Genomic DNA, 24,100 nt, shown 5'->3' on the forward strand with positions numbered 1-24,100 from the left:
GCCGTCCACTCCGCAATTTCCGCGGTTCCCCCGATCGAACCGCACTGGCGTGAATGCATCCGCAGCGGGGGCATTCTGATGAGGCGTAGGCAGACAGGGGCGAGTGCGGGGGCCAGCGCGACTCGCGCTGGCCCCCGCATCGTTTCAGGCGGGCGAAGTCGGCAGATGACAGGTGCAGGCGCAGGGTTCTCGGACACCGGCGTCGCTTCGTGGCTTCATGGTGCCGGGGCACTTGTCGCACCACCTGCGAGCGCAGGCCTTGGTATGGGCGACTGGTATCGGATCGTCAACGGAGTCGATGGCCAGTGCAACGCGGCTCACGCCGGTGTCTGCGATCCAGTAGGTGTCCCATCCCTTGCTGAAGCGCAGCACGAAGGCGTATATCGACACCTGCATAACGAGGTCGGGGTCGGTCATGTCGGCGGGCATGTGGTGGCAGCGCCAGCGGTCACACTGGCAGTCGGGCACACGGAGCCATCGGGTCGGGCTGATTCCGAACCGGGCCGTGTGGCGACCAAACGAGGGTTCTTCGAGTACGGCCTGGATGAATAGGCCGGGCGACATCGGGAGCTGGGGCTCGTCGATGGGTCGGAACCATCGCATGTCTCCCGTCGCCGCTCGCACGTCGCTGCGTCGTTGCTCGGTAGTGGTGTAGCGGGCACCCGCGATGGTCCATGAGCGGGTGCCGCCGTCGATGGGTTCGGTGAGCAGGTAGAGGGCTTCGGGGTTGTCAGCCGGACAAGTCGGCGCGTGGCCTATCGGTGTGGCGCATACCAGGCATGGCGTGCCTGATGAAGGCGAGTGACGCAAGGAGGCTCCTTCGGGTGTGTTGGCGGCCCGTGTCGTGGGCGCGCGGCGTGGGTGGTAGCCGTCGCCGGATGGACCGGGCGATGGCGGTGGCACCGGCAAGCAGGTTGATGCCGGTGGTCATGTGGCGGGCGCTGTCGGCGGCCAGTTCGGCGGCCCGTTCGAGTGCCTCGCCCGTGCCCGGTTCGGCTATGTCGGCGCGGGTGGCTGCGACTTCGAGCAGGACTGCGGCCAGGTCTGTGATGTCAGCGGCGGCGTCGAGCAGCCCTGCGGCGTCATCGCAGAGGTCGACGGTGAGTCGTTGGCGGCAGTTGGCGACGGCTGCTCGGACGTCAGCCAGTGCGCAAGCGATATCGCTGGTGGGGCGTGTCCAGACACCGATGTTGTTGATCATTTTGCTCCTTGCAGGCGGGCCGGGGGTGTCAGCGGATTCCCGCTCCATCAGCGGCGCAGGTCAAGCCATGTCCAGTGACTGCCTCGGCAGGCACACAGGACGAGGTAGAAGGCTTTAGATCATGTCAAGAGGGGAATGCAGTGGACTTGTTATTGGGCTAGCGCAGGCCGCCGGTCGGCCGATTGGGCGACGAAGTCCCGCGCGCTCACCTTTCGACGCGCCGACATGACACAATCGCATCCATGGCGCGACTGGCGATCTTGCAAGAGACAATCAAGAAGCTGTACCTGTACTCCGGTAACGAGTGCGCATTCCCGGGGTGCAGTGCTCGCATCATTAATAACGACGGCGACGTTGTCGCACAATTGGCGCATATAGCGGCAGCTGAAGAAGGAGGTCCTCGATACAACCGTTTCCAGAGCGACGAGGACCGCCGGCACTACAGCAACTTGATGTACCTGTGCTATCCGCACCACAAGAAGACAGACAGCCCGGCCTACTCTGTTGAAGATTTGCAAAGCATGAAAGCACAACATGAGGCCAGGTTTGGCGACAACGCCGTCCGGCGAATGCAGGAGGCCTTGCAGGATCTAACTCAGGCTACGAGACCGGTGGGTGCTTTCACCTTGGGAGCGCTTGCGAAGCTGGAAGACTACAGCCTTGAACCGGGATCACCCGAGCTGCAGAGCACTGCAGAGGGTCTCAAGCAGTTCGCCGCCAAGCTGGCTAAAATTCCGCTCCAGCATCGCAGCATCCTGCAGGTCATCGTCGAATCCGGGTTTCCCACGCGCGATCTGACGCGCAATTATGAGATGCAAATACACGAACTCGAACACCGGTTGGGAATGGATTACACGGAGCTGGGCCCGCGGCTAGACCTATTGGAGCGCCATGAATTGGTAGAGATCGACGCCGAGTACCGGAACTTCCCAATGGTGCAGACGCGCGAACAATACATCACTAGTCGCGAAGCGGGTAGCAGGGAACTCCCGGTGGAGACGGCCGTATGGGAAATCCTTGCGGACTTTTGCCAAGCGACCGGAACGCCACTCAGTGCGTTCTTTATCGACCTGAACTTTGCTGCGCTCGACTAAGCTGTTCGGCACCACTGTCCGGGGAAAGCCGAATTCTACCTTATCGTGCCGCGATGAGGTCGGTTGCGTTTAATGTGTGACGCCGTCAACACATCAATCTGTCGCAATCACCTGATGCGATTTGAAGCCCGCCCCGAACTGTCTCAACCGCGCGAGCATGATCTGCGTCGACCCGGCCTCCGACTGAACGTGAATCATTCTCACTTAGCGATGCGCCGGATCGCGGCGATCTGGTCGGCCCATGACGACAGCGGTACGACTTTAACTACGTCGCCGGTCCTGGGTGCTTGGACGATGAGGCCGTGGCCGAGGTACATGCCAACGTGGCGGGGCACAGCTCGGGTGCCCTGTGATCCGGCGATGAGGATGAGGTCTCCCGGTTTGAGTAGCCCGACGCTTGGCACGGCGGCTCCTGCGTGGACTTGGCCGAGCGTGGTCCGGGGGATGCTGATCCCTGCTGCCCGGTACGCCTGCTGCATCAGGGAGGAGCAGTCACATTGCCGGTCGGGCTTGCCCGAGTGCGGATCGGTGCACGAACCGCCGTAGTGGTAGGGGGTGCCCAGCTGCGCGAGTGCCCAGAAGATGGCGGTGGTGACCGCCGGCGGGGTCCCGATCGGGAGGGTGTAGTCATCGGGCAGCGCGTCGTGCGCATCGGTCAGGCAGTTAGTGAGAGTGTCGGCGATCGAGGACACCAGCCCTAGCGCCTCGTCGGCCCACTTGTCGTATGCGTTGGGGTACGCCGAGATCTGTACGGCCTGGGCCGCGCGGGCCAGCGGCATCTTGTCCCAGCCGGGGATTTTGAGGAGTTTTTCGTAGAACCGTCCGGCCTGGTAGGCCGGATCGGCGAGCTGTTTCGGGGTGCCCCATCCCTGGCTGGGGCGCTGTTGGAAGACGCCGATGGAGTCGTGGTCGTTGTCGTCGCCGAGGTGGGGCAGGTTGTGCAGGCCGGATTCCTGTAGCGCGGTGGCGATGGCCACGACCCAGCCCCAACGTGGGACGCCCTTGTCGACGCCGACGTCGACGATGGTCGCTGCGATGGCCCGTTGTCCGGGATCGAACTCGTTGTTGCCGGCGGAGGGCGTGGGCCCTGCGGCGGGAGCGCAGATCCCGGGCCCGAGGCCGCTGCCGGTGACGGCGGCAGCGAGCAGTATGGGCAGCCCGATCAGTGCGATTGCGGCGGCAGTGGCGACGCCGATGAGCATCCGATTCATGATCATCTCCTGGGTATGAAAAGAGACCTGGTGGGCCGCCGTGAGGCGGCCCACCAGGTCTTCGGGTGCCGCCCGGCGGGCGGCGGTCTGCCATGCGGGATCTGGCGGCGGGACCGGTGGGTCCGTTCCCGCCGCGAGCTGCTACTTGTCGTCGTCGGTCTCGCTGCCACCGTCCGGAGTGCTGTCGGTGGCGGGGGCCGGGTTGGCGGTGACGGTGTACGGCTCGTCGGTCACCAGCTGGCAGTCCCCGGCGGCGGCCAGGCTGGCGCAGTTGTTGCGAACGGCACCGGGGCTGATGGCGCGACCGAGCCGGACCTGAAGCTCCCGCTGGATCGTCCCCACGGTCAGCTCGTGGCCCGGGTGCTCGTTGATGAACGCCTTGACCAGGGCTCGCAGCTCGCCTGGGCCGAACTTAGCGCTGCCGTCGCTGTTGGTGGTGGTGCCCTGCTGCCGTGGCGTCCCGGTGCCCGCGCTCCTGGGGTTTGCGTTCTGTCCCTGGCGGATCACCTGCTGGCAGGCCGGGCAGCGGGGCGGCTCCGGCGAGGGGTCGACGTCGGCGGGGTTGGTCTCGCCGAGCAGCCACAACTCCTTGTCGTTGCCCTTGGCCGGGTCGGGCTTGGTGCGGATCGCCGCGCCGGCCTGTTCCATCGCGGAAAGGATCTTCTTCACCGTGACGGGGTGCTTGCCGGAGATCTGCACGATGGTGGTGGCGTCGATTCCCGTCGGGAAAGCGTTGAGGATTCCGGCCAGCAGGAGCACTACCCGGTCCGGGATCCGCGACGGCAGCGCCGGTGCAGCGGAAGTAGGTGCGGCGTCGCTCTTCCTCGCCTCGCGCTCGTCGTCGTCTTCGTCGTCGTCTTCGTCGTCTTCGTCCTCGTCCTCGTCGCCGTCCTCGCCGTCGCCGTTCCCGTCGCCGTTTCCGTCGTCGTTCTGGTCGACGACCTCGTCGTCCTGGTCCTCGTTGTCATGGTCGTCGGTCTTCCCGATACCGGCGTCGGCGTCCTCAACGGTGTCGTCGCCGTTGTTGTGGTGGTCGGCCCCGGGGGCGTCCACGGTGTCCTCCGTAGTGGGGCCGTCGGCCGTCGTGGTCGGGGTGTAGCGGGTCGGGGTGCCCTCGGCGGGGTCGGCCCCGGTGTCGACCACGGTGATCAGGCCGGCGTCGGCGAGCTGCTTGAGCGCGCGGTCGGTGGCCGAGCGGCTGCGTCCGCTGCGGGCGCTGATCTCGTGGGTGTTGCCCTGGCCCAGTGCGGTGAGCGCGTCGAGCGTCTCCGCGGTGGTGGGGGTCAGTTTGTTGGCGTCCACGGGGTTCCTCCTTGTGGTGTGGACATGGCGAAGCCCGGCACGTCGTTGTGCCGGGCTGGTTTGTGTGGCGTGCCGCCGGGCGTCGGGTTTAGCGGCGCGCGGCGGCGTGTCTTGTCAGTCGTGCGGGGTAGCGCGGCTGGTCAAGACGTAGAGCTGCCGGGTGAGTGGGTCGGTATGCACTCCGGCGTCGTGGTGGGTCAGCCGCACGGGTTCGTCGTCACCGGCGAGCAGTTGGCTGATGGGGTCCTCGTGGACGATCTGCGCGCAGTCGGTGAGCACGAGCATGAGGTGCTGCTTTCCTGCGATTCCCGCCGCGACGTTGGCCGTGGTGCAGGGCAGCTTGACGCGCGTGTTGCGGCCGTGGCCGGTCTCGTGGCGGGTCGTCGTCCGCGGCATGTGGGTCCTGGCGTGCTCGGCGCGTCCCCGGTCGTAGATCAGCCGGTCGAGGTCACGGCGTGCCAGGTCGTGCTCGTTGACGGTGCCGGTGACCTCGGCGAGCGCCGTCGGCAGCGCCTGGTCGTCGGTGCCGAGGTCGGTTCCGTTGACCAGGATGTTGCGCAGCGTGTCGGCGGCCAGGGTCAGCTCGTGTCGAGACCGGCGTAGGCGGGACGCGGCGGCGGGGATGTCGGCTGCCAGAGGATGTCCATCGACGGCGTGCTGGTCCGGGGTGCGGCCCGTGCGGTCGGCGATGTACAGGGCGACGATGTCCAGGTCGTTCATCGCGTCCGTGCCAGGGGTGCCGTAAGGGTGTGGAAGCCGTCGCCGCTCGTCGGGTCGCAGGGCCGTCCCATGTGCCACAAGGCCCACCAGCGAAGCAGCATCCGGCAGGCCACGGTGATGTCGTCGTGCACGGGCAGGTGGTGCATCTGCTCGGCGGTGACGCTGCCGTGTTCGGGCTGCAGGTACGCCGTGGGCAGCCAGCCCTCGCCGTACACCTGCACGGTGCCGATGACCCTGTCGGGGAACGGGGCCTCGTGCTGGTGAGCGGCCACCGTGTCGGGCACGACGGCCCATGTCTCCCTTTCGGCGTGGCGACGCAGGAGCTTGACCACGCCGTAGGCCGGGTCGCGTTCCTGGATGAGCAGCATCCGCACGTCGGGGTCAGCGGCGTCGGGACGGTGCGCCCGCCATGCGCGGTAGGCGTCGAGCAGCATCTCCTCCAGGATGCGGTGGCGTTCCATGGAGGTGAGCAGGTCGGACAAGGCGGTGTCGAGCATGGGCGCGGTGTTGAGACCGGCTCGGCCCAACAGGGACTTGTGTACCGCGCCGGTCGCCTCGCCGAGGCGGGTCAGGATCCGGGTGAGCAGGGTGACGTTGTCGTTGAACCCGATGGCGGCTCGGTGCAGGCGCTTGGCGTTCTCGGCACGCCAGTCGTTGCCGTCGGTGTCGTGGCGCCAGATGTGCTCGGGCCAGACTTCGCCGGTCGCTGCGGCGATGGCTTGCAGCGCGGAGGTGGACAGGATCACAGGGGTGGTTCCCTTCGGTTGGGGCCGCTTCGGGCCTCGGAAATGGCCACAGCCGGCCACCTGGTAGGTGACCGGCTGTGTGTGGGTGTGAAGGTTGGTCAGTCCACGTTGAGGGCGACCAGGTACTGGTCGGCCTTCATCGCGTGGACGTACTGCGAGGCCTGCTGCAGGTAGCGCAGCCGGTCGGCCATGGAATCACTGGCGGGCTTGAGCACCTGACCCTCGGCGGTGATGAGCACGTGACCGGCGATGGCCTGCTGCCAGGACATCGCCGTGTACGCGTGCTGACCGGCCTGGTAGGCGGCCAGCTCATCGGGGTCGAACTGGTGCGGGGCGGTGCGGTGATCGGACAGGCCGATCATCGCCACGACTCGCGGCTGCTCCTCGAACTGGCGCTTGGCGTCGGTGAGGGTCAGCTTCTTCGGGTCCTTGCGTTGCAGGGCCAGGTAGTGCTCCCAGGGCTTGGCCTGCGGCGTGGTGCGCCGGATGTGGAAGTCCCACGCCAGCCATCGCGCGTGGGCGTGCGCGGCGGCGGCCAGAGCCAGACCGCTGAGGTCCAGGCGGCTCAGACGTCCACCGGTCGCGGTCCGCACAACCCCGAAGCGCCGGGTGGCGTTGACCAGTCGGCCGGTCATCCACCGGGTGACGAGTCCGACGATCCGCCGATGGCGCACGCGGTAGCGCTGCGTGGGCACACCTGCGGTGCCGAGCTTGTCTGCGACGATCTCCGACGCGGTGAACCAGTCAGGTTCCTGCAGGCTCGCGCTGATGCACACGATCACGGTGCGAGTGGTAGGGGTGGGCATGGGGTGCTCCCTTCGCCGGAGGCGGACGGATGGACACCGTCAGGCCGGACTGCCGCAGATGCGCGGGCGAAGATCACGAGCCGACCCTCGGGTGGGCTATGGGTGATCTCGCGCTGCGCGGGCGAGCCGGGTGGGTGACGATGTGGAAAGGAAGGAAGCCGCAACGTAGCTTCGCGACCTGACAGCCCCATTCCTGACAGATGCCCCTGACCTGCGATGTCAGGTTCGGCGCGAGTGCTGTCAGGACCCGTCAGGTCCGGTGGAGCCGATCGGGCCGGTCAGGTCCAGCACTCCGTGGCTGAAGTTCGGGTTGGCGGCCGAGTCGAAGCCGTGCTCGCTGTGCAGGTCGCACAGCCGCACCCGGCGGTGGCCGTCGGTGGGCAGCCAGATTGACTCCGCCGGGTCGGTGTTTTGGGTCGCGGTGGCCACAGGTACTCGTAGCCGCAGCCTGCGCAGCATGGTTTGCAGGTGCTCCTCCCGGCGGGTGCTGGTCAGCCAGAACAGCACCGGGTACGAGATCCCCGTGGTCTGGGTGAGCCGGGCGTAGGCGTCGAGCTTGTCGACCAGCCGGGCCAGGGTCTCGGTGCCCTGGTCCGCCTCGACGAAGAACCCGACCGCGCGGCCGGCGACGTGCCAGATCCCGTGGCCGTCGGGCCGCACCGGAGGGAACCTGCGGGTGCTTTCCCGTTCCGACCACCACCGGGTCAGCCGCGCTCGCGGGTCCCGTCGTGCCGTGTGGGTCAGCCGGACGAAGAACTCGTTGGCGCTGACCAGGTGTGTCAGGTGCGGTGAGGCGGTCAGTCGCAGCAGCTGGTCGGTGTGCGCTCTGACGGTCGGCGGGTTGTCGCCGGTGGCGGCGGCGTGCAGCCTGGCACCGGCCAGGCCCAGGGTCCAGTGCCACGGGTAGCTGCCGCCCTCGAAACGCCCGAACCGGAATCGCTCGAGCACGCCCAGGGCGCGCAGCTCAGTCAGGCGGATCTGGCAGGTGCGCAGCGCGCGGAACCCGATGCGGTGCAGCTGCCCGGTCGTCAGCACCTGATGCCGGGCGAGCAGGTCGATGATGTGCCGGTCACGGCCGGTCAGATGCGGGTAGACGGCCAGCAGGCCGGATGCGGATGTAGAGCTGGGTTTCATAGGGCGTCACCCCCTGGAGAGGACTCCCCGATGGGGAGTCGGGATCGGTTACAGCTGGTGTCGTCGGCCGCCGCGCAGGTCAGCCCTGTTCGCGGCGGCTGTGTGGGGGCACGTCGGCGGCTCGTCTCGGCAACACCCCCGGGCGAGGACGGGAGCGAGGACGAAAACGAGCCGCCGAACGAGGATCATGCTTGTGAGCTGCTGCGACGTGCTGTCGCGGCACGGGCCACCCGCTGCATCGCAGGTTCCGGCTCGGGCGGGTGCGCCGCGGCGCACGCCTGCCGGATCGCGGTGGCCTCACCGACCACCGCAGGCGGCGGGTTGGTCAGGAACGTGAAGGCGGGCAGCTCCCGGTTGCCGACCAGCAGCCGGGCGGCGCCGGTGAACGCGTCCAGGTGCGACAGGTCGTGCTCGTCGAGTTCCGGGCGCGTGTGCCGGGCCAGTTCCTTGGCATCTGACGGGTCGATGTTGAACGCGAGTTTCGTGCGGGCGTTGGCCGAGATCGCTGCGAGGGTCTCCTTGGGCAGCTGCTCCAGGTTCTGATGCGCCAGCACCAGTCCCAGCCGGAAGCCCCGCGCCTCGGCCAGCATGTCATCCACCGAACCGGGCAGATTAAGAAAATTCTGACATTCATCAATATATAGGGTGGCGTCTTTCCTTTCGGCTTCGGGGGTGTTGGCTCGGGCGATGGCGGCCTGCCAGGTGCGGGCGACGATCAGCGAGCCGAGGATGCGTGCGGTCTCCTCGCCGAGCACGCCTTTGGGCAGCCGGCACAGCAGCAGTCCGCCGTTGAGGACGTCGGCCATCTTGAAGCTGGACTGCGCCTGGCCGATGACGTTGCGGACGAAGTCGCGCAGCAGGAAGGCTCGCAGGCGGGCGAGGACGGGGCCGATGACCTGGGCACGTTGGCCTTCGTTCATCGAGTCGTACCAGTTCCAGAACCCGCCGAGGCCTTCGGGGTCGGACAGGTTGTAGACGAACCGGCCGCGGAACTGGCGGTCGTTGAGCAGCGGCGGGACCATCGCCAGCGTCGGCTTGGCGTGCTTCATCAAGGTCAGGCACGCCACCCGCAGGGTGTCGTCCATACGCGGACCCCAGTGCCGCTGGAAGATCTTCGAGAAGATCCCGACCAGGTTGTCGACGGCCAGGTTCGGGTCGCCGTTGTCTTCGAGGGGGTTGAAGTGGGCCGGGTTGTCCTGGCTCGGGTCGATGAGCACGATCCGCTTGGCGTAGGTGGCGGGAAGCCGGTCCAGCACGTCCAGCACGAGATCGCCCCGGGGATCGATGACCACGGTGCCGCGACCGGCCTTCACGTCGCCGAGGATCATGTTGAGCAGCAGCGTGGACTTGCCGACACCGGTCTTGCCGAGCAGGTGCACATGCTGGCGGGAGTCGACCACAGGAAGCCCGACCGTGTGCCCGCCGACCTGCGCCCGGCCGAGCAGCTTCACGCCCCTCCCGCCGCCGGGCACGGCCACGGGCGCGGGCATGGCCTTGGCTCGTGCGCGGTCCAGGCCGGCGACAGCGACGTCCTGCGGAAGCGCCGCCAGGGCGGCGACCTCCTCGACCGTGGCCAGGAAGCCGTTGCGCATCCTGCGCCCGGCCAGCACCGCCACCGGCTGGGCCATCTTCATCCGCCGCAGCCGCCCCGGCCCGGTGTAGGTCGCCGCCGCGGCGGCCACTGTGTGGGCGAGCCCGACGAGCCGCTCGTGGATCTGGCGCTGCCGTTCGCGGCCGGGCGGATCGCGGTGGGCTGCGGCGGCGACCGCGTAGCGGACCGCGATCTCCAGGTGCGGCACGGCTACCGCCTTCTCAACGGCCTTGCGCGCGTCGGCGTCGCGCACCGGGTCCGGTGCCGCCGGGCGGGGTTGCTCAGGCCGGGTGGTGGTGCGCCGGGCAGGGCCGGGCATGATCATCTCGACCAGCCACAGCAGCGGCTCCACGAGTCCCCGTGCCGCGCCACTCGCGATCCGGGCTCCCGCGTCAGGCCGTCGGGAGGCCCCACTCGATGCGGCGGTCGAGGCCATCCGTCGTGCCGTCCTGACCCGCCGGGCCGTGGCCGGGCGGACCAGGACCTGCACACAGGCGTGCTCGCGGTCGGTCACCTCGGCCCCGGCCGCCATGAGCGCGCGCAGCGGGTCGGCGTCGTGGTCGGTGCGCAGCGGCAGGCCGTCGTGCTGGGGCCAGTGCGCCCCGCCGACCGCGTCGGGCGTGTCGGCGGGGATCGGCGCGTCGGCGTCGGTAGTGGTGACGATGCAGGCGGGCCACGCGCCGCGTACCGCAGCCTCCACGGCTCCGGCAGGGACGCTGCCGGGCACCCACACCCGGATCGACAGCGCTCGGCCGGTCCAGGTGTACTCCCACGCCAGGTGCGGCGTGCCGAACACCCGGCGGCGCCACACCGACGGCGTAAGCACGCCGATGGCAGTGCGCCAGTACGCGGCTGCAGCCTCCGGGGTGACCTCAGGCGGCACGGCGATGGTGACCCAGCGCGCTCCGGACGCCATCCGCCGGTGCCGCCACACCAGCACCTGATCGCGGCCGATGACCGCGCCGACTGCCGCCAGCGCGACGAGCACGGCCAGCCACGGCCGGGGCGCTGCCCAATCCCACAGTTCCGTCAGGATTCTCGGCATCTCAGGCCACCTCGCCCAACCCGGTCACGGCGATGGCGTGCTCTGCGGCCGAGCCAGTCGAACGGAACGGCACCCGCTGCCGGCCAGCAACGAGCAGGCCCTGGCCCCGATCCGCGGCCAGCAGCAGCCGAGCCTCGCCAGCGGTGAGCCCGAACGCGTCGGCGACCGCGTCGATGGCCTGCGTGGACTGGCGCAGCAGCACCTGCGTGGCAGCATTCGACACCACAGCAATGCCTAGATCGCTGGCGAGCACGTCGGCGGCGTCCTGGGTGACCACGGTCAGCCCGGCGGAACGCTTGCGCGCCGCCTTGGCCATCCGTGCCAGGAACCGCGCGCCCTCGCCGTCGCGCATGAGCAGCCACGCCTCGTCGACCACGACCAGCCGCCGCGTCCGCGACCCGGCACCGGGGGCGTCGATCGCGGCCCAGATCGAATCCAGCGCGAGCAGCGTCCCGACGGTGCGCAGTTCGTCGGACAGGTGCCGCAGGCTCCACACCACCAGGTGCCCGGCGGGCGCGCTGGTCGTCGGGCCGAACAGCGTGGAGAAGTTGCCCGTGGTCCACGGGGCCAGCCGCGCGGCGAGCTCACCGGCGGCCGGGTCGCCGTCAGCGGCCAGGGTGTCGACCAGATCGACCAGCTGCGGTGCCGGAAGCCGCCAGGTGCCGGGGTCGTTGGTGATCCCGGCGTGGGCATACGTGGCGGTGATCGCCCGGTCCAGCGCAGCGCGCTCGGCAGGCGGAGGCGGCGCGCCGAGCATGACGGCGACGAGAGTGTGCAGGAACAAGCCGCGGCGGGTCAGGGTGTCGGGCCGGTCGTCGCGGGGCAGATCGAGGGGGTTGACCTTCACCCCGTCGGCGCCCAGTTGCACGACGGTACCGCCGACGTGCTCGGCCAGGGGCCGGTACTCGTCTTCGGGGTCGATGACCGCGACCTGCACGCCCTGGTACAGGTTGCGCAGCACGTCCAGCTTCACGAAGTACGACTTGCCGGCACCCGATCGGGCCAGGACGACCGAGTTGTGGTTGTCCTGCGCCCATCGGTCCCACATCAGCACCCCGGCCGAGGTCGTGTTGACGCCGTACAGCACCGCATCGGTGCCGGTGATCTCGCCCGGCGCCGCAGCAGCCAGGTCCGCCGACGAGAACGGGAAACTCGCCGCCAGGGCGGCGGTGTCGAGGATGCGGTACATCCGCAGCCCGTCGACGCCCAGCGGCAGCGTCGACTCCCAGCCCTGCTGCTGGCGGAACGTCGCCGGTTGCAGATCGAGCAGCACCCCGGCCGCCGCAGCCTTGACCCCGGCGCAAGTGGTGCGCAGTTCATCGAGGCTGCGGGCGTGCACGGTGACGTAGACGCCCACCTTGAACAGCTTCGACGCCCCGCGCGCCACCCTGTCGGCCAGGTCGGCGGCGTCAGCGGCTGCGGCGTTGACGACCGGGTCGCCGAGCTTGCCCGCACCGGCGTCCACCCGGCGGGTGGACTCCAGTCGGGCGCGCTGGCTCTTGAGCATCGTCGCGGCGATCTGTGCGGGGATCGGGACAACGTGTACGGCGACGTCGGCCCGGCCCGGGTAGGACAGCAGCGGATCGAGCCAGGCAGGTCCGACCTCGGCTGGATAGCCGCACACGGCGTAGGTCGTGGCGTACCCGTCACCGGCTTTGACGTGGGACGGGCTAACCTCAAGTGCGGCCGGGGCGGGTACGGCGTCGAGATTGCCGGCCGACGTCGGACGCTTCAGCGTGAAGATCATCGGTTGCTCCTCAGGGTGACGGGGATGCCGGGCACGGCTCGGGGGCCGGGCACGGGCGGTTCGAAGGGGTCCACGGCTGCGGCCAGCGCGGCGGCGACCGCCGGGCCGTCCAAGACGGTCGCGGCCAGGCCGATGCCGCCCAGCGCACGGGAGGTCGCCTCGCCGCTGTGCTCGCCGGTGACGACGGTCAGCACCTGTCGCCGCAGCGGGTCGCGAGTGTCGTCGAGTTCGAGCAGGTAGGCGGCGTAGTCGTCGGCGGCAGCCTGCAGCGCCGGATGCGGCAGGCGCGGCGCGGCGTCGACGACGGCTTGGGCATACGGGGTCAGGTCGTGGCGGTGCGCGGCCACGACGATCTGCGCCGGCCCGGTCAGGGCGTTGAGCATCCGCCCGAACCCCTCCAGCAGCGCGGCCTGCTCGGCTGAGGTGCGCAGGTGGATGTTGGCTGTGCCGCAGGCCAGCATCAGACGCGCCGAGCCGCTGGTGGTCAGCACGCCGGAGGCGGTCAGGGACGTCAGCGCCGGTCGTAGCGGGGCGGGCACCACGGGTTTGGTGGTAGTGGTGCTGGTCGCCGAGCTGGGCTGGCCGGGGGCCAGCGTGCGTGGGCTACGCGACAGGGTGATCGCGTTGCGCAGCCACACGTCCAGCGGCAGTCCGTCGCGGCGGCCCAGTGCCACCACGATCGTGACTGCGCCCACCAGCAGTGCGGCGCACAGCCACACCGGCAGCGGGAGCAGATACTCTGCGCTGCGGTAGACGGCCCAGCCCGTAAACCCGACCGAGCCGATGATCGCCAGCTGCCGGAACGTCAGCCCGAACGCGATCCGGTCTGGCTGGTCGACGTCGGCCGACACACGCGCTCGGGGAATGTCGTCAGGGGTGTTCATGAATGCCTCCAAGTGGTTGCGCCCACTCGGTACGGCGGGCGCCAGATTGAGGAAGTAGGCGTCAGCGCAGGCGGCTCGTCAGCGATTGCACGAAGACCGTGCGGACGATGACCCCGCCGACGTTCGGGCCGCCGTGCTGAGTCACGAACCGGCGCATCAGGCTGGGGATCTTGACGGTGACCCAAAGGATCACCACCACGATCAGCAGGTTGACCATGTCCGTGGCGGGCAGCCCGAGGATGATCGGCAGATTCGCGTCGGAAGTGGTCAGCAGCCCCATACCGGCCGACAGCGTGGTCGCCTGCAGGGTCGGCGTGCCCAGACAGCCCAGCACCGAGCGCCACCACAGCTGCGCGACAGGAGAAGCCGCTTCCAGGCAGTAGCACGCCATGGCGAACGGGGCGATCGAGGCGAGAATGACCAGAAGGAAGACGCGCACGATCCACGACACGGCCAGGTAGTAGCCCAGCCCGACGACCAGCAGTCCGATGACGACTCCGACGAGCAGGGTGAGCGGATTGCTCAGGATCGAGGAGAGGTGTGCCTTGGTCGATTCGATGGCTGTGCCGGCAGCCGACTCCTGGCCGACCATCGCCACCGTCAGAGCGTTGGCTGTGGTGACGAGCGCCGAGGTGAGCGGAAGCGCGAACACCGATGCCACGAACGCGACGACCAGCCGTGGCAGAGCTGCCTTGGCCTGAAAGCGCATCTCGACTGTTGAAGCGGTCATGGTCATGACACCAGCGGCGATGATCGCCAACACGAAGCTCGCGTTGACGACCATCGCCGCCTTGTCCGCTAGGTGGCGCACCTGCGGCAGTCCGGTGACGTCCGGGCTCAGGAACATGCCGGAGGTCAGAAAGGCCAGCAGGCCCGAGATCATTTTCAGGACCTGCTCGGCGAACCACTCGATGACCGGATCCATCAGGTAGGAGCCCATGTCAGAGGCCTGTCCCGACGATGCTTTGCAGGGCCTTGAGGATCAGCGGGCTGAGCACCGCCAGGCCGTAGCCGAAGCAGGCGGACTTAAAATTGCCCTTGGCCTGCTCGACCTGGGCGGGGTCGCCGCCGGCGGCGATGTAGCGCAGCCCGCCGACGACCAGGAACAGCGTCGCGATGGCGGCGAGCAGACCCATGACCCAGCCCTTGATGTTCTCGATGACCTGCGCGAGCGAGGCGGGCGCGGCCGGGGGCTCCGGTGGCGGCGCCGCGGCGAGGATGTCAGTGATGAGGGAGACGGTGGTGTGCATTGCGGACTCCACAGGATGTGTGGGGGCCGCCGCGGTGAGGAGCCTTGCGAGTTGGGCTGGCCGGGGACGCTCCTCCCTTGCGTTGTCAAGGTCGGGGGTCAGTACGCCCGTGCCGTAACCGGCTTGGCCCGCCGGGCTCCTCACCGGGCGGACATGCCGTGAATGGCATGCACCGCCCAGTCATCTTTTGTCAGGCCGCTCGAACCCGCCTCGGACCTGACGCGACCTGACCGGACCTGACAGCAGCAGCCCCGTGCCCGGCAGAGGCGGTGCTCGCCCGGCTCGCGGCGCACATCGCCGCGCCCGGCCCGGTGACGTCACCTGCCGCGATAGCACTGGCAAGTCGCCTTTCGGCCCGGCGGCGTCGCATCCTGAGCACCGACGCCGTCACTCCCTCGACCGCCGCGAGCTCGTCGATGAGCGCGTCGCCCAGCCGGGTCGCCGAGATCAGCTCGGCCTGCGCCGCAGTCAGCACGCCTGCGGCGACCGCCCGGCCCAGTACGAGGTCAGGGTGTCCATACGGGCGCAGCGGTGTACGCGAACCCGAGGCGAACTCCGCGGGCATCGACTCGGTGTCCTCGACCCGGACCGTGCCCAGCGCCGCCCGCCATGCCGTCCAGCACCACCGCTGCCACAGGCGCGGCTTGGCCAGGTCGGCGTGGCGAACCTCGTTGAGGAACGCCGTCAGCAGTTCAGAGTCGATCTCATCGGCGCATCCGGGATGCGCTCTCGTCAGGGCAGCGGCCATCCTCGTCAGGCCCGGCAGCGCCACGCCGATGGCCGCCACGACCCACCCCGGCCCCCAGCTCCTGGCCTGCAGCGCGAGCTGCCGCCAGATGCCGTCAGTGACGGTGGAGTTCAAGCGGCCTTTGAGCACCAGTCGGCGCAGCTCCTCCAGCGGCAGCGGCTCGTCTGGCAGTCCCTCGACGCAGCGCGCGTCGAACAGGATCGGCGAGGGCTCGCAGACCAGCATCGCGAACGCCTGCTCGGCCTGGCCAAGCGCGGAGGTTGTCCCAATCAAAGCCATCGCAGTTCCTCTCGAACCATCCGGCCGTCGGTCGGCCGGCATGGACTCGATTGGGTCATGGCGACCTGACACCACGAGCTGTAGTCAGGCGCTGTCAGGTCAGGTCAGGTTCGGCTGGTTGGCAGACAGGCCACCGCCGATGGCGGCGAAACCGAGTTCGGGGTAGCCGCCTCGCACGGTCGCGCGACAGCGCAACGCCGCGCCGCACAACCAGTCACCAACGGCGTGCCACGGCTCCGAGCACATGACCGACGTCGCGGGTGCCGCGCGGCAGATCCTTCACGATCGAGGAGCTACTTCTTACTGAAGATGCGGCTCGCACCGGCGATGACTGCGGCGACGAGGAACCAGCCTGCGATGGTCAGAGTGATCATCATTGCCTTGGTGCAGCCTGCGGTCTGGTACGCGTTGGCGTAGCCCAGGTCGACTACTGGTGCAAGAACATCCACCGTGTAGAGGAACGGGTCCCAGGTGAGGGCTTCATCGGCTTTAACCGGCGTGAGCGGGTGGCCCGAATAGAACGAGCAGCCCGCTAGGGCATACAAGCCCAACCAAAGCATGGCGAGCTGGGGCCTGTAGCCGTAGCCGATGGTGACATCGAGCAGCGTTCCCCAGATCTTGCCCAGGGGCCCCTCCTGCTGCGTTCTGCGGACCTCGGCGGCGTATCGCAATCGACGCGCGGTCACATCGTCGCCTGCCGATTGGCATTGGGTTGCGAACTGTTCGAAAACGCTCATCGGGGCTGGATCCGCGTACCTGTCGATCCAGTCGAGCCAAGGGCGTAGGCCGTCAAATCGGTCGCCTGAGGGTGAGGTGTGGGATTGGCGCGCCGATACTGGGGGCTCGGTGCCCCGAATGATCGCATCAGTGAGGTTGACGCGGCTGTCAGCCGGCCAGCTCTCCAGGTCGAGCGCCAGCGTCGCGACATCGGCGGCGGACATCTTGACGTGACCGCTGGCGGTGAACCCTCGCCGCATGAACAGCGCCCGGCTGATGACAGCGTGATCGAGCGTCAGTGCGTTGCCTTCGGTGCCGGGGCTGATGTTGCTCCCGTCGAGGTTGAGCGATCCGCCGATCCGAGCGCCGACGGCACCCACCCCTTCGATCTTTGCGTCGTCAATGCGTAGATCATCGCCAATCGAGCAGTTATCGATCACCAACGCGTGGCTGTCGCCCTGCTCATTGCGGGCTCGAGCGATCTCCGTGTTGCGGAAGTCGAGATCGGCCCGAATGACCGAGCCCTGCATGAAGACGACGCCGTCGATGCGTGCTGACCTAGCGAAGACTGCGGCCCCCACGTGTATTCCTGGGGCCTGGAGTGCACGGCCTGTCGGACCTTGCCCGGCTGTCAGCCTTGTGTCCTCCATGACGACCATGCCAGCAACCTGGGCCGAGTGGAGGCCTAGGCCGCCATTGATGTCGGAGCCACTCAGCACAAGGTTTCCGTCGACGGTCAGCCTGTCGGCCATGACGGCGAAGTCAGTGCCTTGGCTGGGATTAACCTGACAACGACTGACCGTGAGATCGCCGCTGAACTTGCCGCCGTGAAGGACCAGTCCTTCCGCAATATGCGAGTCAACAAGGTGAAGGGTCCTAGCGTGAAGACCGATCGCGCTGACGCGGCGAAGCGCCGAACGGTTGATCAGGATTGTGCCAGCTGTCGCGCCTTCGAGGTTGACCAGATCCGTGAACTCACAGTCAACGAACGCCGCCGCGCCTTCAACAACGCACCCTGCCAGGTCGAGCTTACCCACGATGAGTGCGCCCCACAGGCGCGGCTGCTCGCGTACCGCATTCTCGGACTGGGGCGGATCGACCAGTAGCTGACGTACGAAGCCGGCATCCAGTGGAGCCCGCTCACCGCCGTTGATTGTTCGCAGGTTGAGCGGCTTTCGCTGCCGTACGTGTTCTCGAATCCGATCATGTATCGGATTACCCTCGGCCATCCGCCGCCTTTCGACGAACCGCTGACATGTCGATAAGTGTCGTCGGTATATGAAAGAGTCTCGCTATCTCACCACACACCATTCGGCATGTCGAGCGGTTGCCGGTGCTGGTAGCTCGCAACGTAGGCGCTGGCCCGGGTCTGCTCCCAGTTGACGAGAACGCCATTTGCCGGAGGCGCAAGGCTCAAGCGGCCAAGGCCTGTCAGGTTCTGTTAGGTCGGCCGCGGGTTCCACCGGCCTGACACGGCGCGTCTGAGCATAGGTCAGTACGCCTGCGCCGGTTCGGGGGCCACACACCCATGACCGACGCGACACCCCGCCACAACAGCGCACCCGTCCCGATCGGCGACGTCGTGCCCGGCGACCCGCCGGTGCCGATCACCGTCTGGAACCTCGCGCCGCCGCACTCCGGCGAGACCCTGTCCAACGCGATGGGCGTGCGGCTCATCGCCAACTACACTCACATCTCCGACCTGATCATCGACCTGACCGACGGCCCGCAGCTCGCGCGGGGCATCATCGCCGCCGGTCGCCGCATCCTGCTCCAGCACCACGCCACCTTGCACCACGGCGGCGAGCAGGCCGCGCTCATTGTCACCGGCTGGCCGGCACCCGACGCACCGGCCGAGCAGTTCCTCGCCGAGTGCAGGCAGCGGCTGCTGCCCGGAGGCTGCGTCGCCGCGGTCATGGCCACACCCGACCCGATGTTGTACGCCGACCTGGTCGCCACCGCCCGCGAGCACGGCTTGGTGTACTTGCAGCACATCGTGGCCGCCACCGGTCTGGGAACTCCGACCGGTGGGCTGGACGCCAATCGGCGCAGCCTTCGCGTGCACACCGACATCCTGGTCCTGGCTGCGCCGCGCGAGGACGGCCGCCGATGACGATCCTGCCGATCACCTCGGTGTGGCTCACCGGCCAGCAGCCTGCCCGCATCCAGCGGGCGGGCCGGTACGTGCCGCACACCTCCATCCATCCCGGCAAGATGCTGCCCGACGTGGCAGCGCACGCCATCACCACCTACACCAACCCCGGCGATCTGGTGCTCGACCCGATGTGCGGGGCGGGCACGACTCTCGTCGAGGCGGTACGGGCCGGCCGCGACGCGATCGGCGTGGACATCGAGCCGCGCTTCGCCGAGCTAGCCGCGGCGAACCTGGCGCTGGCCGAGCAGCACCAGGCACCCGGCGTCGGGCTTGTCGCCACCGGCGACGCGACCCGGCTCCTGGACGTGATCCCGCCGGACGCCATCGGCCGGGTCGCTCTGGTGCTGACCTCGCCGCCGTACGGGCGAGGCACCCACGGCATCGTCCGCATCACCGACAAGCGGGTCACCAAACGCGACCATGTCTACGGCGACCGGGCACAGGGCAACCTCGCCTACGCCGGGTGGACCCGGCTGCTGGCGGGGTTCGCCATGATCATGGACAACTGTCGGCAGGTTCTCGCGCCGGGCGGCACGGTGGTCATCACGAGCAGGCCCGTGCGCCGCACCCGTGACGACTTCATCGACCTGCCCAGCGAACTGCTGCGTATCGCGGTCGGCGCCGGGCTCGAACCGGTCGAGCGAGCTGTGGCCATGCTCGCGGCTGTCCGCGACGGACAGATCATCCACCGGGCCAACATGTTCGGGCTGCTGGCCGCACGGCGGGCGCGGTCGGAGGGCATACCGGTGTCGCTCGTGACGCACGAGGACGTCTTGGTCCTGAAGGTTAAGGCCGCCTAGCTGGGATGTCAGGTCGTGTCAGGACGCCACGGTGTCAGGATCGCAGCGCTGTCAGGTCACGAAGCTAGCCTCGGCGCATTCTCTCTATTCCTGCACACCGTGTCGTCCCGACACCCGCCGACGCTTCGGCATCATGCCCACCCCACGTGGTCGGCCGCCGAAGCATCCGGGATGTCCCACGACGTCACACTCACCACCTCGCAAGCCCAGTCTCCGGCGATGCCGGTCGCACACCGCAAACCGAGCCCCACCATCGGCACTCGTGCCACAGCCGTTCAGGCCCAACGTGCACCTCGCACGCCTGCCGGCGACACCCGAAGCCGAGAGGCTACGCCTTCCAATCCGGGCCGGGCTCGCACTGAGCAGCTAACCGAAACGTATGCCGAGTCACCCACACCGGGAACCGGCTGCGGCGGCGAGCCCGCGCACTGTGTCGGCAACGGCGGCAAAAAGTCGTCATCGGCTACATGCCTGCGTCTGCCGCGACTCTGCCCCACCCGGACCCTGCCCTGCGCGCCTGTCTGCAACAGGCGTGCCCAATCCATGTCCCTAGGGAGATCCATGACCAGTCCGACAGACAACGCCCCTGAAGGTGGTTCGCCCACCCGAGTCACTGCCAACTTCACCCCACGCGCGATGCGCGCACTCAACGACGCGATGGCAGCCACCGGCGACAACCGCACCGATGCGCTCAACCGCGCCGTGGGCATCCATGCCTTCCTCCTCAAATACACCCAGCCCGACGGGACCCTGCACGTGCTCAGCCCCGACGGCGAGGAGCAGATCATCCACCTGTTGTGACACCGGTGTCGCTCGGCCGCCCGGCGGCAGCGACGCAACCCATCTCGAAGGCGGGCCTCAACAGGCCCGCCTTCGCCTGTTTCAGAGGAGAACCAGATGAACGAACCAACCGGCAACCCGGACAAGATCACATCACTGTGGGCCCAGGCCGAAGCCGACCGCGCCGAACTCGCCCGGCTCAAGACCGGCGTCCGGCGCCGAATGCTGCTCGCCGTCCGGCTCGGTGTCGTCGACATCGAACGTGCCTGCTCGATGTTGTCCGCCTGGGGCCTGCCGCAACTGCCACGCCGATGGGCGGTGTCGTGCGAGCTGCTCGCGGTGGCGCGGTGCTGGCAGACGGGCGCGGACCGCGCAATCAAGCACATCCGCGACATCGCCCCCGAGCAGTGGCAGCAGGCCGCCGGGCCGGACGACTCGGTGCACACCGTCTGGCCGCTGGAGGCCAGGTTCGACCCGGCCGCCATCGCCGACAACGACATCCGGGCCTACGTCGTGACGGCCAGACTCGGGGCCTGCGTGTGGGTCAGCGCCGAGTCGCGCCAGGCCGCAGTGACGCAGGCCCGTGCCCGCCTCGTGCAGATCCAGCACGACCTCACTGAGATGACCATCGACGCCAGCGTGTTGGAGCGCATCGAGGCCGACGAGGAACGCACACGGCCGCAGCCGCTGCGGCCGCCCCGCGATGCTCCGCACCGACCGCCGATGCCCAGCCTGCCCCCGCCGCTGCGGCTGGCCGACGCCATCCGGGCACAGCGACGCGCGCGCCGTGAGCTGGCCGAGTTCGTGCGCGACATCCGGGCGCGGGTGATCGCAGCGCTGTCGGACGCCGAGGTGCACGGACGGGGCCACCGCGATCCGCATGACCTGGTCGACTGGTTCATGGTCAGCAGCGGCTTGGCTGGCTTGCCCCGGTCGCAGCAGTTCGCGGTGACGGCCACCGTCGCCATGACCATAGAGGCCACGAGCGCCGAGCAGGCACGGTCGCTGTCGGTGCAAATGCTCGCCGACTCCTGGCCACACTATCCGCAGCCGGGCCTGCCGATCACGTTCAGCGACCACCGCTCCGTGGCCGAGGTCGCCGCAGGCCAGGGCGGATTCCAGGTGGTGTGGCGGGTGACCTACCTGGTGTGCCAGCGCGCTCACCGCAGCGCCGCGCTGGCCAAGGAAGCCGTCCGGCTGCAACTGGACACCGCCGCCCTCCGCGCCGCCGACGTGTCACTCGAGGTCGCGGAACTGGGCCTTCGCCCGGATCGGCGCCTGGACCCGTACCAGGACTGAACCAGCACCGCCGACCAGCTCGACTCCGGCGGCCACCGCCCGGTGGCCGTCACCTCACCATGCCCGCGGCCATAGCGCCGCGGCGAAAGGAGACACCATGTCATCGACGCCCGTGAGAATAGGCCGCGGCTACCTCGACATCGATCCGGCTGCCTGGATCGACCGCAGGGTCGGCGACTGCGTTGCCGAAGCCACCACCGCGCTGCACGAGTACCTGCGCCACCCGATCTTCAACACACCGCGAGTGGCGCTCGACCGCACCGAGCGAGTGCTGCTGTGGTGCGCCGCGCGGCAGTGGCAGGTCACCGACGGACACGTCATCCACCACGACGAGTCCACCGGCCTGACCGAGCCCATGTCGGTCGTGCTCGCCGACGCCGCCGACCTTGGCGCGCTGGCGATCATCGAGTACGGCCAGCGGTGGCCCACGGTCTACCGCGACGTCACGACGGACCCCGGCCACTGGCTGACGGTCGCCACCGTGAGCCTGACGTGCCCCAGCGGCCACCTGTGGGAGTGGTCCGACGGCCACATCACCGAAATCGGCGCAACCATCGGGGCGCAGCAGCGCTGGCCCATGGCGCCCTGCCGGGAGTGCGCCCCGTCCGAGGTCGAAACCAGCCAGGCGGACTGCCCGGACTCGGGCGGATGGGCGATCTACTGCCCGCGCTGCGACGGCCGATGCCGTGTCGACACCGCCGAAGTGCCGACCCTCAACCCCAAGCTCTGGGCGCTGTAGCGGCCCGACGCGACCGTCGCACGACGGCCGCCCACGACAGACGCGATCCCGCTGCCGCCCATCGGGGCGGCAGCGGCTCACCCACAAGGAGAAGAACTTGACCAGCCAATCGCCCGAGGGCGCCGCAGTCCCACCCTGTCCCGAGGACCACCTGACGGCCGTGCAGCGCGCCATCCTCGACGTGGACGAAGCCATCATCCGCCTGGAGGAACGAGCCCGCCACGAGCTGACGCGGGCCGTCGTCGAGAAGTACCTGTGCGCTGACGGCACTTCCAAGGCCCTGGCCAATTGGGCGATGCAGCCTCTGCCGACGCTGTGGCCAGTCGTGGCCAGCCTGACCGCGACCGTGACCGTTGCCGGTGAAGACCCCGACGCGGCTCGCGCCCGCGGCCGCGAGGAGATCCGAGCTGCTGTCACCGCACGGTTCGGCCCGCAAACCGAACTGCTGCACCTGCGGACCGCCATCAGCCCCCCGGCCGACGGCCAGCAGGTGTGGGGCGCACAGGCGAGTGTGACGGTGCAGTTCGGGACCAAGGCGGTGACCCGCGACGGTGCCATCGTCAACACCAACCGGCTATCGCAGGGCACGCAGGACAACGTGACCCTCGACGTCGACCAGGACGGGCCGCGAAGGATCGGCAACCCGATCATCCTGACCACCGAACTCGACCCGGACACCGACGCGCCGATCACAGCCAACCCCCGGCCCGCGGCCGAAACCGTCGCCTCGCTCGACGATGACACCGCCCGTGAGGTGCTGGCCCTGCGCCGCAGCCAACTCGCGCTCACCCAGGCCGCGATCAGGACGACGACACTGATGTTCGTCAGAAGCGTGCATCACGTCGAAACGGTCTACGAACGCGCCGACGTGTTCCTGACCGGCCTCGGCCTGGCCCCACTTCCCCGGGCCTACCGCATCGATCTGCACGCCACCGTCGACGTGCTCATGATCGCCGACACCATGGCCGACGCGCTGACGCGCTGCTGGCAGGCCGACCAGGTCGCCGAATTGCCGACAGCGCCCCGGCTCGACACCGACAAGCCGAGACTGCTGCCCGAGGCGGTTCACCTCGGCAACCACGTCTGGCGGCAGACGTTCGAACACACGATGCGAGCGTGGATCCGCGACGCCGCTGACCTGGACACCGCCAGAGCCCAAGGCGTCGCCGCGGCAGCTGACTACCTGATGCGGCTGCGTCCGCCAACCCAACCGGTCGTCACCGTCACCGCCGTGTCCCCGGAGCCGGTCATCGACCACCTGCTCGACCCGGCGACCGACTGAAACACCTCACCCCACAGCGGCAAAACCCCGAGGCGGCCCACCCGAGGCCGCCTTCGTCGTCTCCGATCAAGGAGGGCAACCGCAATGCTCCGACCAGCTTCGTACCTCACCGACGAGGACTTTTTCGCCACCCTGGCCGACGCGCCACGCGCCGACGGACTCAAGCCCGGCATCCTCGCCCAGCCGCTGAGCGACGAGTACACGTTCACGCCCGCGCACACCGTGCACGCCGTGCACGCCGTGCACACCTCGATCCTCGCCGCAATCTGCCTCCGCGAGGCGGCCGAGCTCCCCAACCACAGCATCGGCAGCACCCGCGAGCTGCGGCGGCTGATCGCCGGGCTCAACCTCGCCAGCGCCTACCTCGCCCAGACCGCCGAGGCGCTGGCCGAGCAGGCGCAGCGAGGCCTCGTCGACGTCGATGCTCAGCACGCCGACCGCCTCGGCATCTGTCTGGCGCTGGCCGGCCACGGCTGGCAGACCGCGGCGCACCGGCTGCGCGAGGCGCACCTGCTGCTCGGCAACCAGCAGCACTGACCACTCCGGGCGGCCCGCCACATCGGAGGGCCG

23 protein-coding genes are annotated in these 24,100 nt (G+C 68.8%); 8 read left to right on the forward strand and 15 right to left on the reverse strand.

Annotation, left to right across the window (positions count from 1 at the left end; genetic code table 11):
* Positions 1-144: 144 nt before the first annotated feature.
* Together HAV39_RS10365 and HAV39_RS10370 are read right to left on the reverse strand one after the other, a co-directional pair.
* Entirely contained in the window at positions 145-417 is a 273-nt protein-coding gene (locus HAV39_RS10365) for a hypothetical protein (RefSeq protein ID WP_191838943.1), read from the reverse strand.
* 313 nt (positions 418-730) lie between these two features.
* The gene (locus tag HAV39_RS10370) at positions 731-1,201 is read right to left on the reverse strand and encodes a hypothetical protein (protein WP_191838944.1); all 471 of its coding nucleotides are present in this window, start codon (positions 1,199-1,201) and stop codon (positions 731-733) included.
* A 242-nt stretch (positions 1,202-1,443) separates the two neighbouring features.
* Here HAV39_RS10370 and HAV39_RS10375 point away from each other — a divergent pair, with 242 nt between their 5' ends.
* Complete coding sequence (locus tag HAV39_RS10375) at positions 1,444-2,295, forward strand: hypothetical protein (RefSeq protein WP_191838945.1); 852 nt, start codon at positions 1,444-1,446, stop codon at positions 2,293-2,295.
* 200 nt (positions 2,296-2,495) lie between these two features.
* Here the strand turns inward: HAV39_RS10375 and HAV39_RS10380 are convergent, their stop codons facing one another.
* The 13 genes from HAV39_RS10380 to HAV39_RS10440 all read right to left on the reverse strand — a co-directional run bounded on the left by HAV39_RS10380 (position 2,496) and on the right by HAV39_RS10440 (position 17,704).
* Positions 2,496-3,506, reverse strand: a complete 1,011-nt coding sequence (locus tag HAV39_RS10380) for a C40 family peptidase (RefSeq protein WP_191838946.1) — start codon at positions 3,504-3,506, stop codon at positions 2,496-2,498.
* 141 nt (positions 3,507-3,647) lie between these two features.
* Complete coding sequence (locus tag HAV39_RS10385) at positions 3,648-4,808, reverse strand: MarR family transcriptional regulator (protein WP_191838947.1); 1,161 nt, start codon at positions 4,806-4,808, stop codon at positions 3,648-3,650.
* A 114-nt stretch (positions 4,809-4,922) separates the two neighbouring features.
* Positions 4,923-5,528 carry a hypothetical protein gene (locus tag HAV39_RS10390; protein WP_191838948.1) on the reverse strand — a complete coding sequence of 202 codons (606 nt, stop codon included), beginning with the start codon at positions 5,526-5,528 and terminating at the stop codon, positions 4,923-4,925.
* Entirely contained in the window at positions 5,525-6,274 is a 750-nt protein-coding gene (locus HAV39_RS10395; RefSeq protein ID WP_191838949.1) for a hypothetical protein, read from the reverse strand. Before HAV39_RS10395 ends, HAV39_RS10390 begins: the two co-directional genes overlap by 4 nt.
* A gap of 98 nt (positions 6,275-6,372) precedes the next feature.
* Positions 6,373-7,080, reverse strand: coding sequence for a hypothetical protein (locus tag HAV39_RS10400; protein ID WP_191838950.1), 708 nt, complete (start codon positions 7,078-7,080; stop codon positions 6,373-6,375).
* Between the two features lie 240 nt (positions 7,081-7,320).
* On the reverse strand, positions 7,321-8,214 hold the full coding sequence (locus HAV39_RS10405; protein WP_191838951.1) for a replication-relaxation family protein: 894 nt from the start codon (positions 8,212-8,214) through the stop codon (positions 7,321-7,323).
* Positions 8,215-8,399: 185 nt separating this feature from the next.
* Entirely contained in the window at positions 8,400-10,850 is a 2,451-nt protein-coding gene (locus HAV39_RS10410; protein ID WP_191838952.1) for an ATP-binding protein, read from the reverse strand.
* A 1-nt stretch (position 10,851) separates the two neighbouring features.
* Positions 10,852-12,597, reverse strand: a complete 1,746-nt coding sequence (locus HAV39_RS10415) for a VirB4 family type IV secretion system protein (RefSeq protein WP_191838953.1) — start codon at positions 12,595-12,597, stop codon at positions 10,852-10,854.
* Positions 12,594-13,481, reverse strand: a complete 888-nt coding sequence (locus tag HAV39_RS10420) for a PrgI family protein (protein WP_191838954.1) — start codon at positions 13,479-13,481, stop codon at positions 12,594-12,596. Before HAV39_RS10420 ends, HAV39_RS10415 begins: the two co-directional genes overlap by 4 nt.
* A gap of 61 nt (positions 13,482-13,542) precedes the next feature.
* Positions 13,543-14,421, reverse strand: a complete 879-nt coding sequence (locus HAV39_RS10425) for a hypothetical protein (protein WP_191838955.1) — start codon at positions 14,419-14,421, stop codon at positions 13,543-13,545.
* A gap of 1 nt (position 14,422) precedes the next feature.
* Positions 14,423-14,731, reverse strand: coding sequence for a pilin (locus HAV39_RS10430; protein WP_191838956.1), 309 nt, complete (start codon positions 14,729-14,731; stop codon positions 14,423-14,425).
* Between the two features lie 190 nt (positions 14,732-14,921).
* Entirely contained in the window at positions 14,922-15,758 is an 837-nt protein-coding gene (locus tag HAV39_RS10435; protein WP_191838957.1) for a hypothetical protein, read from the reverse strand.
* Positions 15,759-16,051: 293 nt separating this feature from the next.
* A complete protein-coding gene (locus HAV39_RS10440; protein WP_191838958.1) occupies positions 16,052-17,704 on the reverse strand; it encodes a hypothetical protein in 1,653 nt (550 codons plus the stop codon).
* Positions 17,705-18,003: 299 nt separating this feature from the next.
* Here HAV39_RS10440 and HAV39_RS10445 point away from each other — a divergent pair, with 299 nt between their 5' ends.
* The 7 genes from HAV39_RS10445 to HAV39_RS10475 all read left to right on the forward strand — a co-directional run bounded on the left by HAV39_RS10445 (position 18,004) and on the right by HAV39_RS10475 (position 24,067).
* The gene (locus HAV39_RS10445) at positions 18,004-18,588 is read left to right on the forward strand and encodes a hypothetical protein (RefSeq protein WP_239120588.1); all 585 of its coding nucleotides are present in this window, start codon (positions 18,004-18,006) and stop codon (positions 18,586-18,588) included.
* Positions 18,585-19,430, forward strand: coding sequence for a TRM11 family SAM-dependent methyltransferase (locus tag HAV39_RS10450; RefSeq protein ID WP_191838959.1), 846 nt, complete (start codon positions 18,585-18,587; stop codon positions 19,428-19,430). The genes HAV39_RS10445 and HAV39_RS10450 overlap by 4 nt, the downstream gene beginning before the upstream one ends.
* 561 nt (positions 19,431-19,991) lie before the next feature.
* On the forward strand, positions 19,992-20,231 hold the full coding sequence (locus HAV39_RS10455; RefSeq protein ID WP_191838960.1) for a hypothetical protein: 240 nt from the start codon (positions 19,992-19,994) through the stop codon (positions 20,229-20,231).
* Between the two features lie 96 nt (positions 20,232-20,327).
* Entirely contained in the window at positions 20,328-21,509 is a 1,182-nt protein-coding gene (locus HAV39_RS10460) for a hypothetical protein (protein WP_191838961.1), read from the forward strand.
* Positions 21,510-21,606: 97 nt separating this feature from the next.
* Complete coding sequence (locus HAV39_RS10465) at positions 21,607-22,248, forward strand: hypothetical protein (RefSeq protein ID WP_191838962.1); 642 nt, start codon at positions 21,607-21,609, stop codon at positions 22,246-22,248.
* Positions 22,196-23,530, forward strand: coding sequence for a hypothetical protein (locus HAV39_RS10470; protein ID WP_191838963.1), 1,335 nt, complete (start codon positions 22,196-22,198; stop codon positions 23,528-23,530). Before HAV39_RS10465 ends, HAV39_RS10470 begins: the two co-directional genes overlap by 53 nt.
* Positions 23,531-23,614: 84 nt before the next feature.
* On the forward strand, positions 23,615-24,067 hold the full coding sequence (locus HAV39_RS10475) for a hypothetical protein (RefSeq protein WP_191838964.1): 453 nt from the start codon (positions 23,615-23,617) through the stop codon (positions 24,065-24,067).
* Positions 24,068-24,100 lie beyond the last annotated feature (33 nt).

The organism is Catellatospora chokoriensis (assembly GCF_011297315.1).
GTDB classification, from domain to species: Bacteria; Actinomycetota; Actinomycetes; order Mycobacteriales; family Micromonosporaceae; genus Catellatospora; species Catellatospora citrea.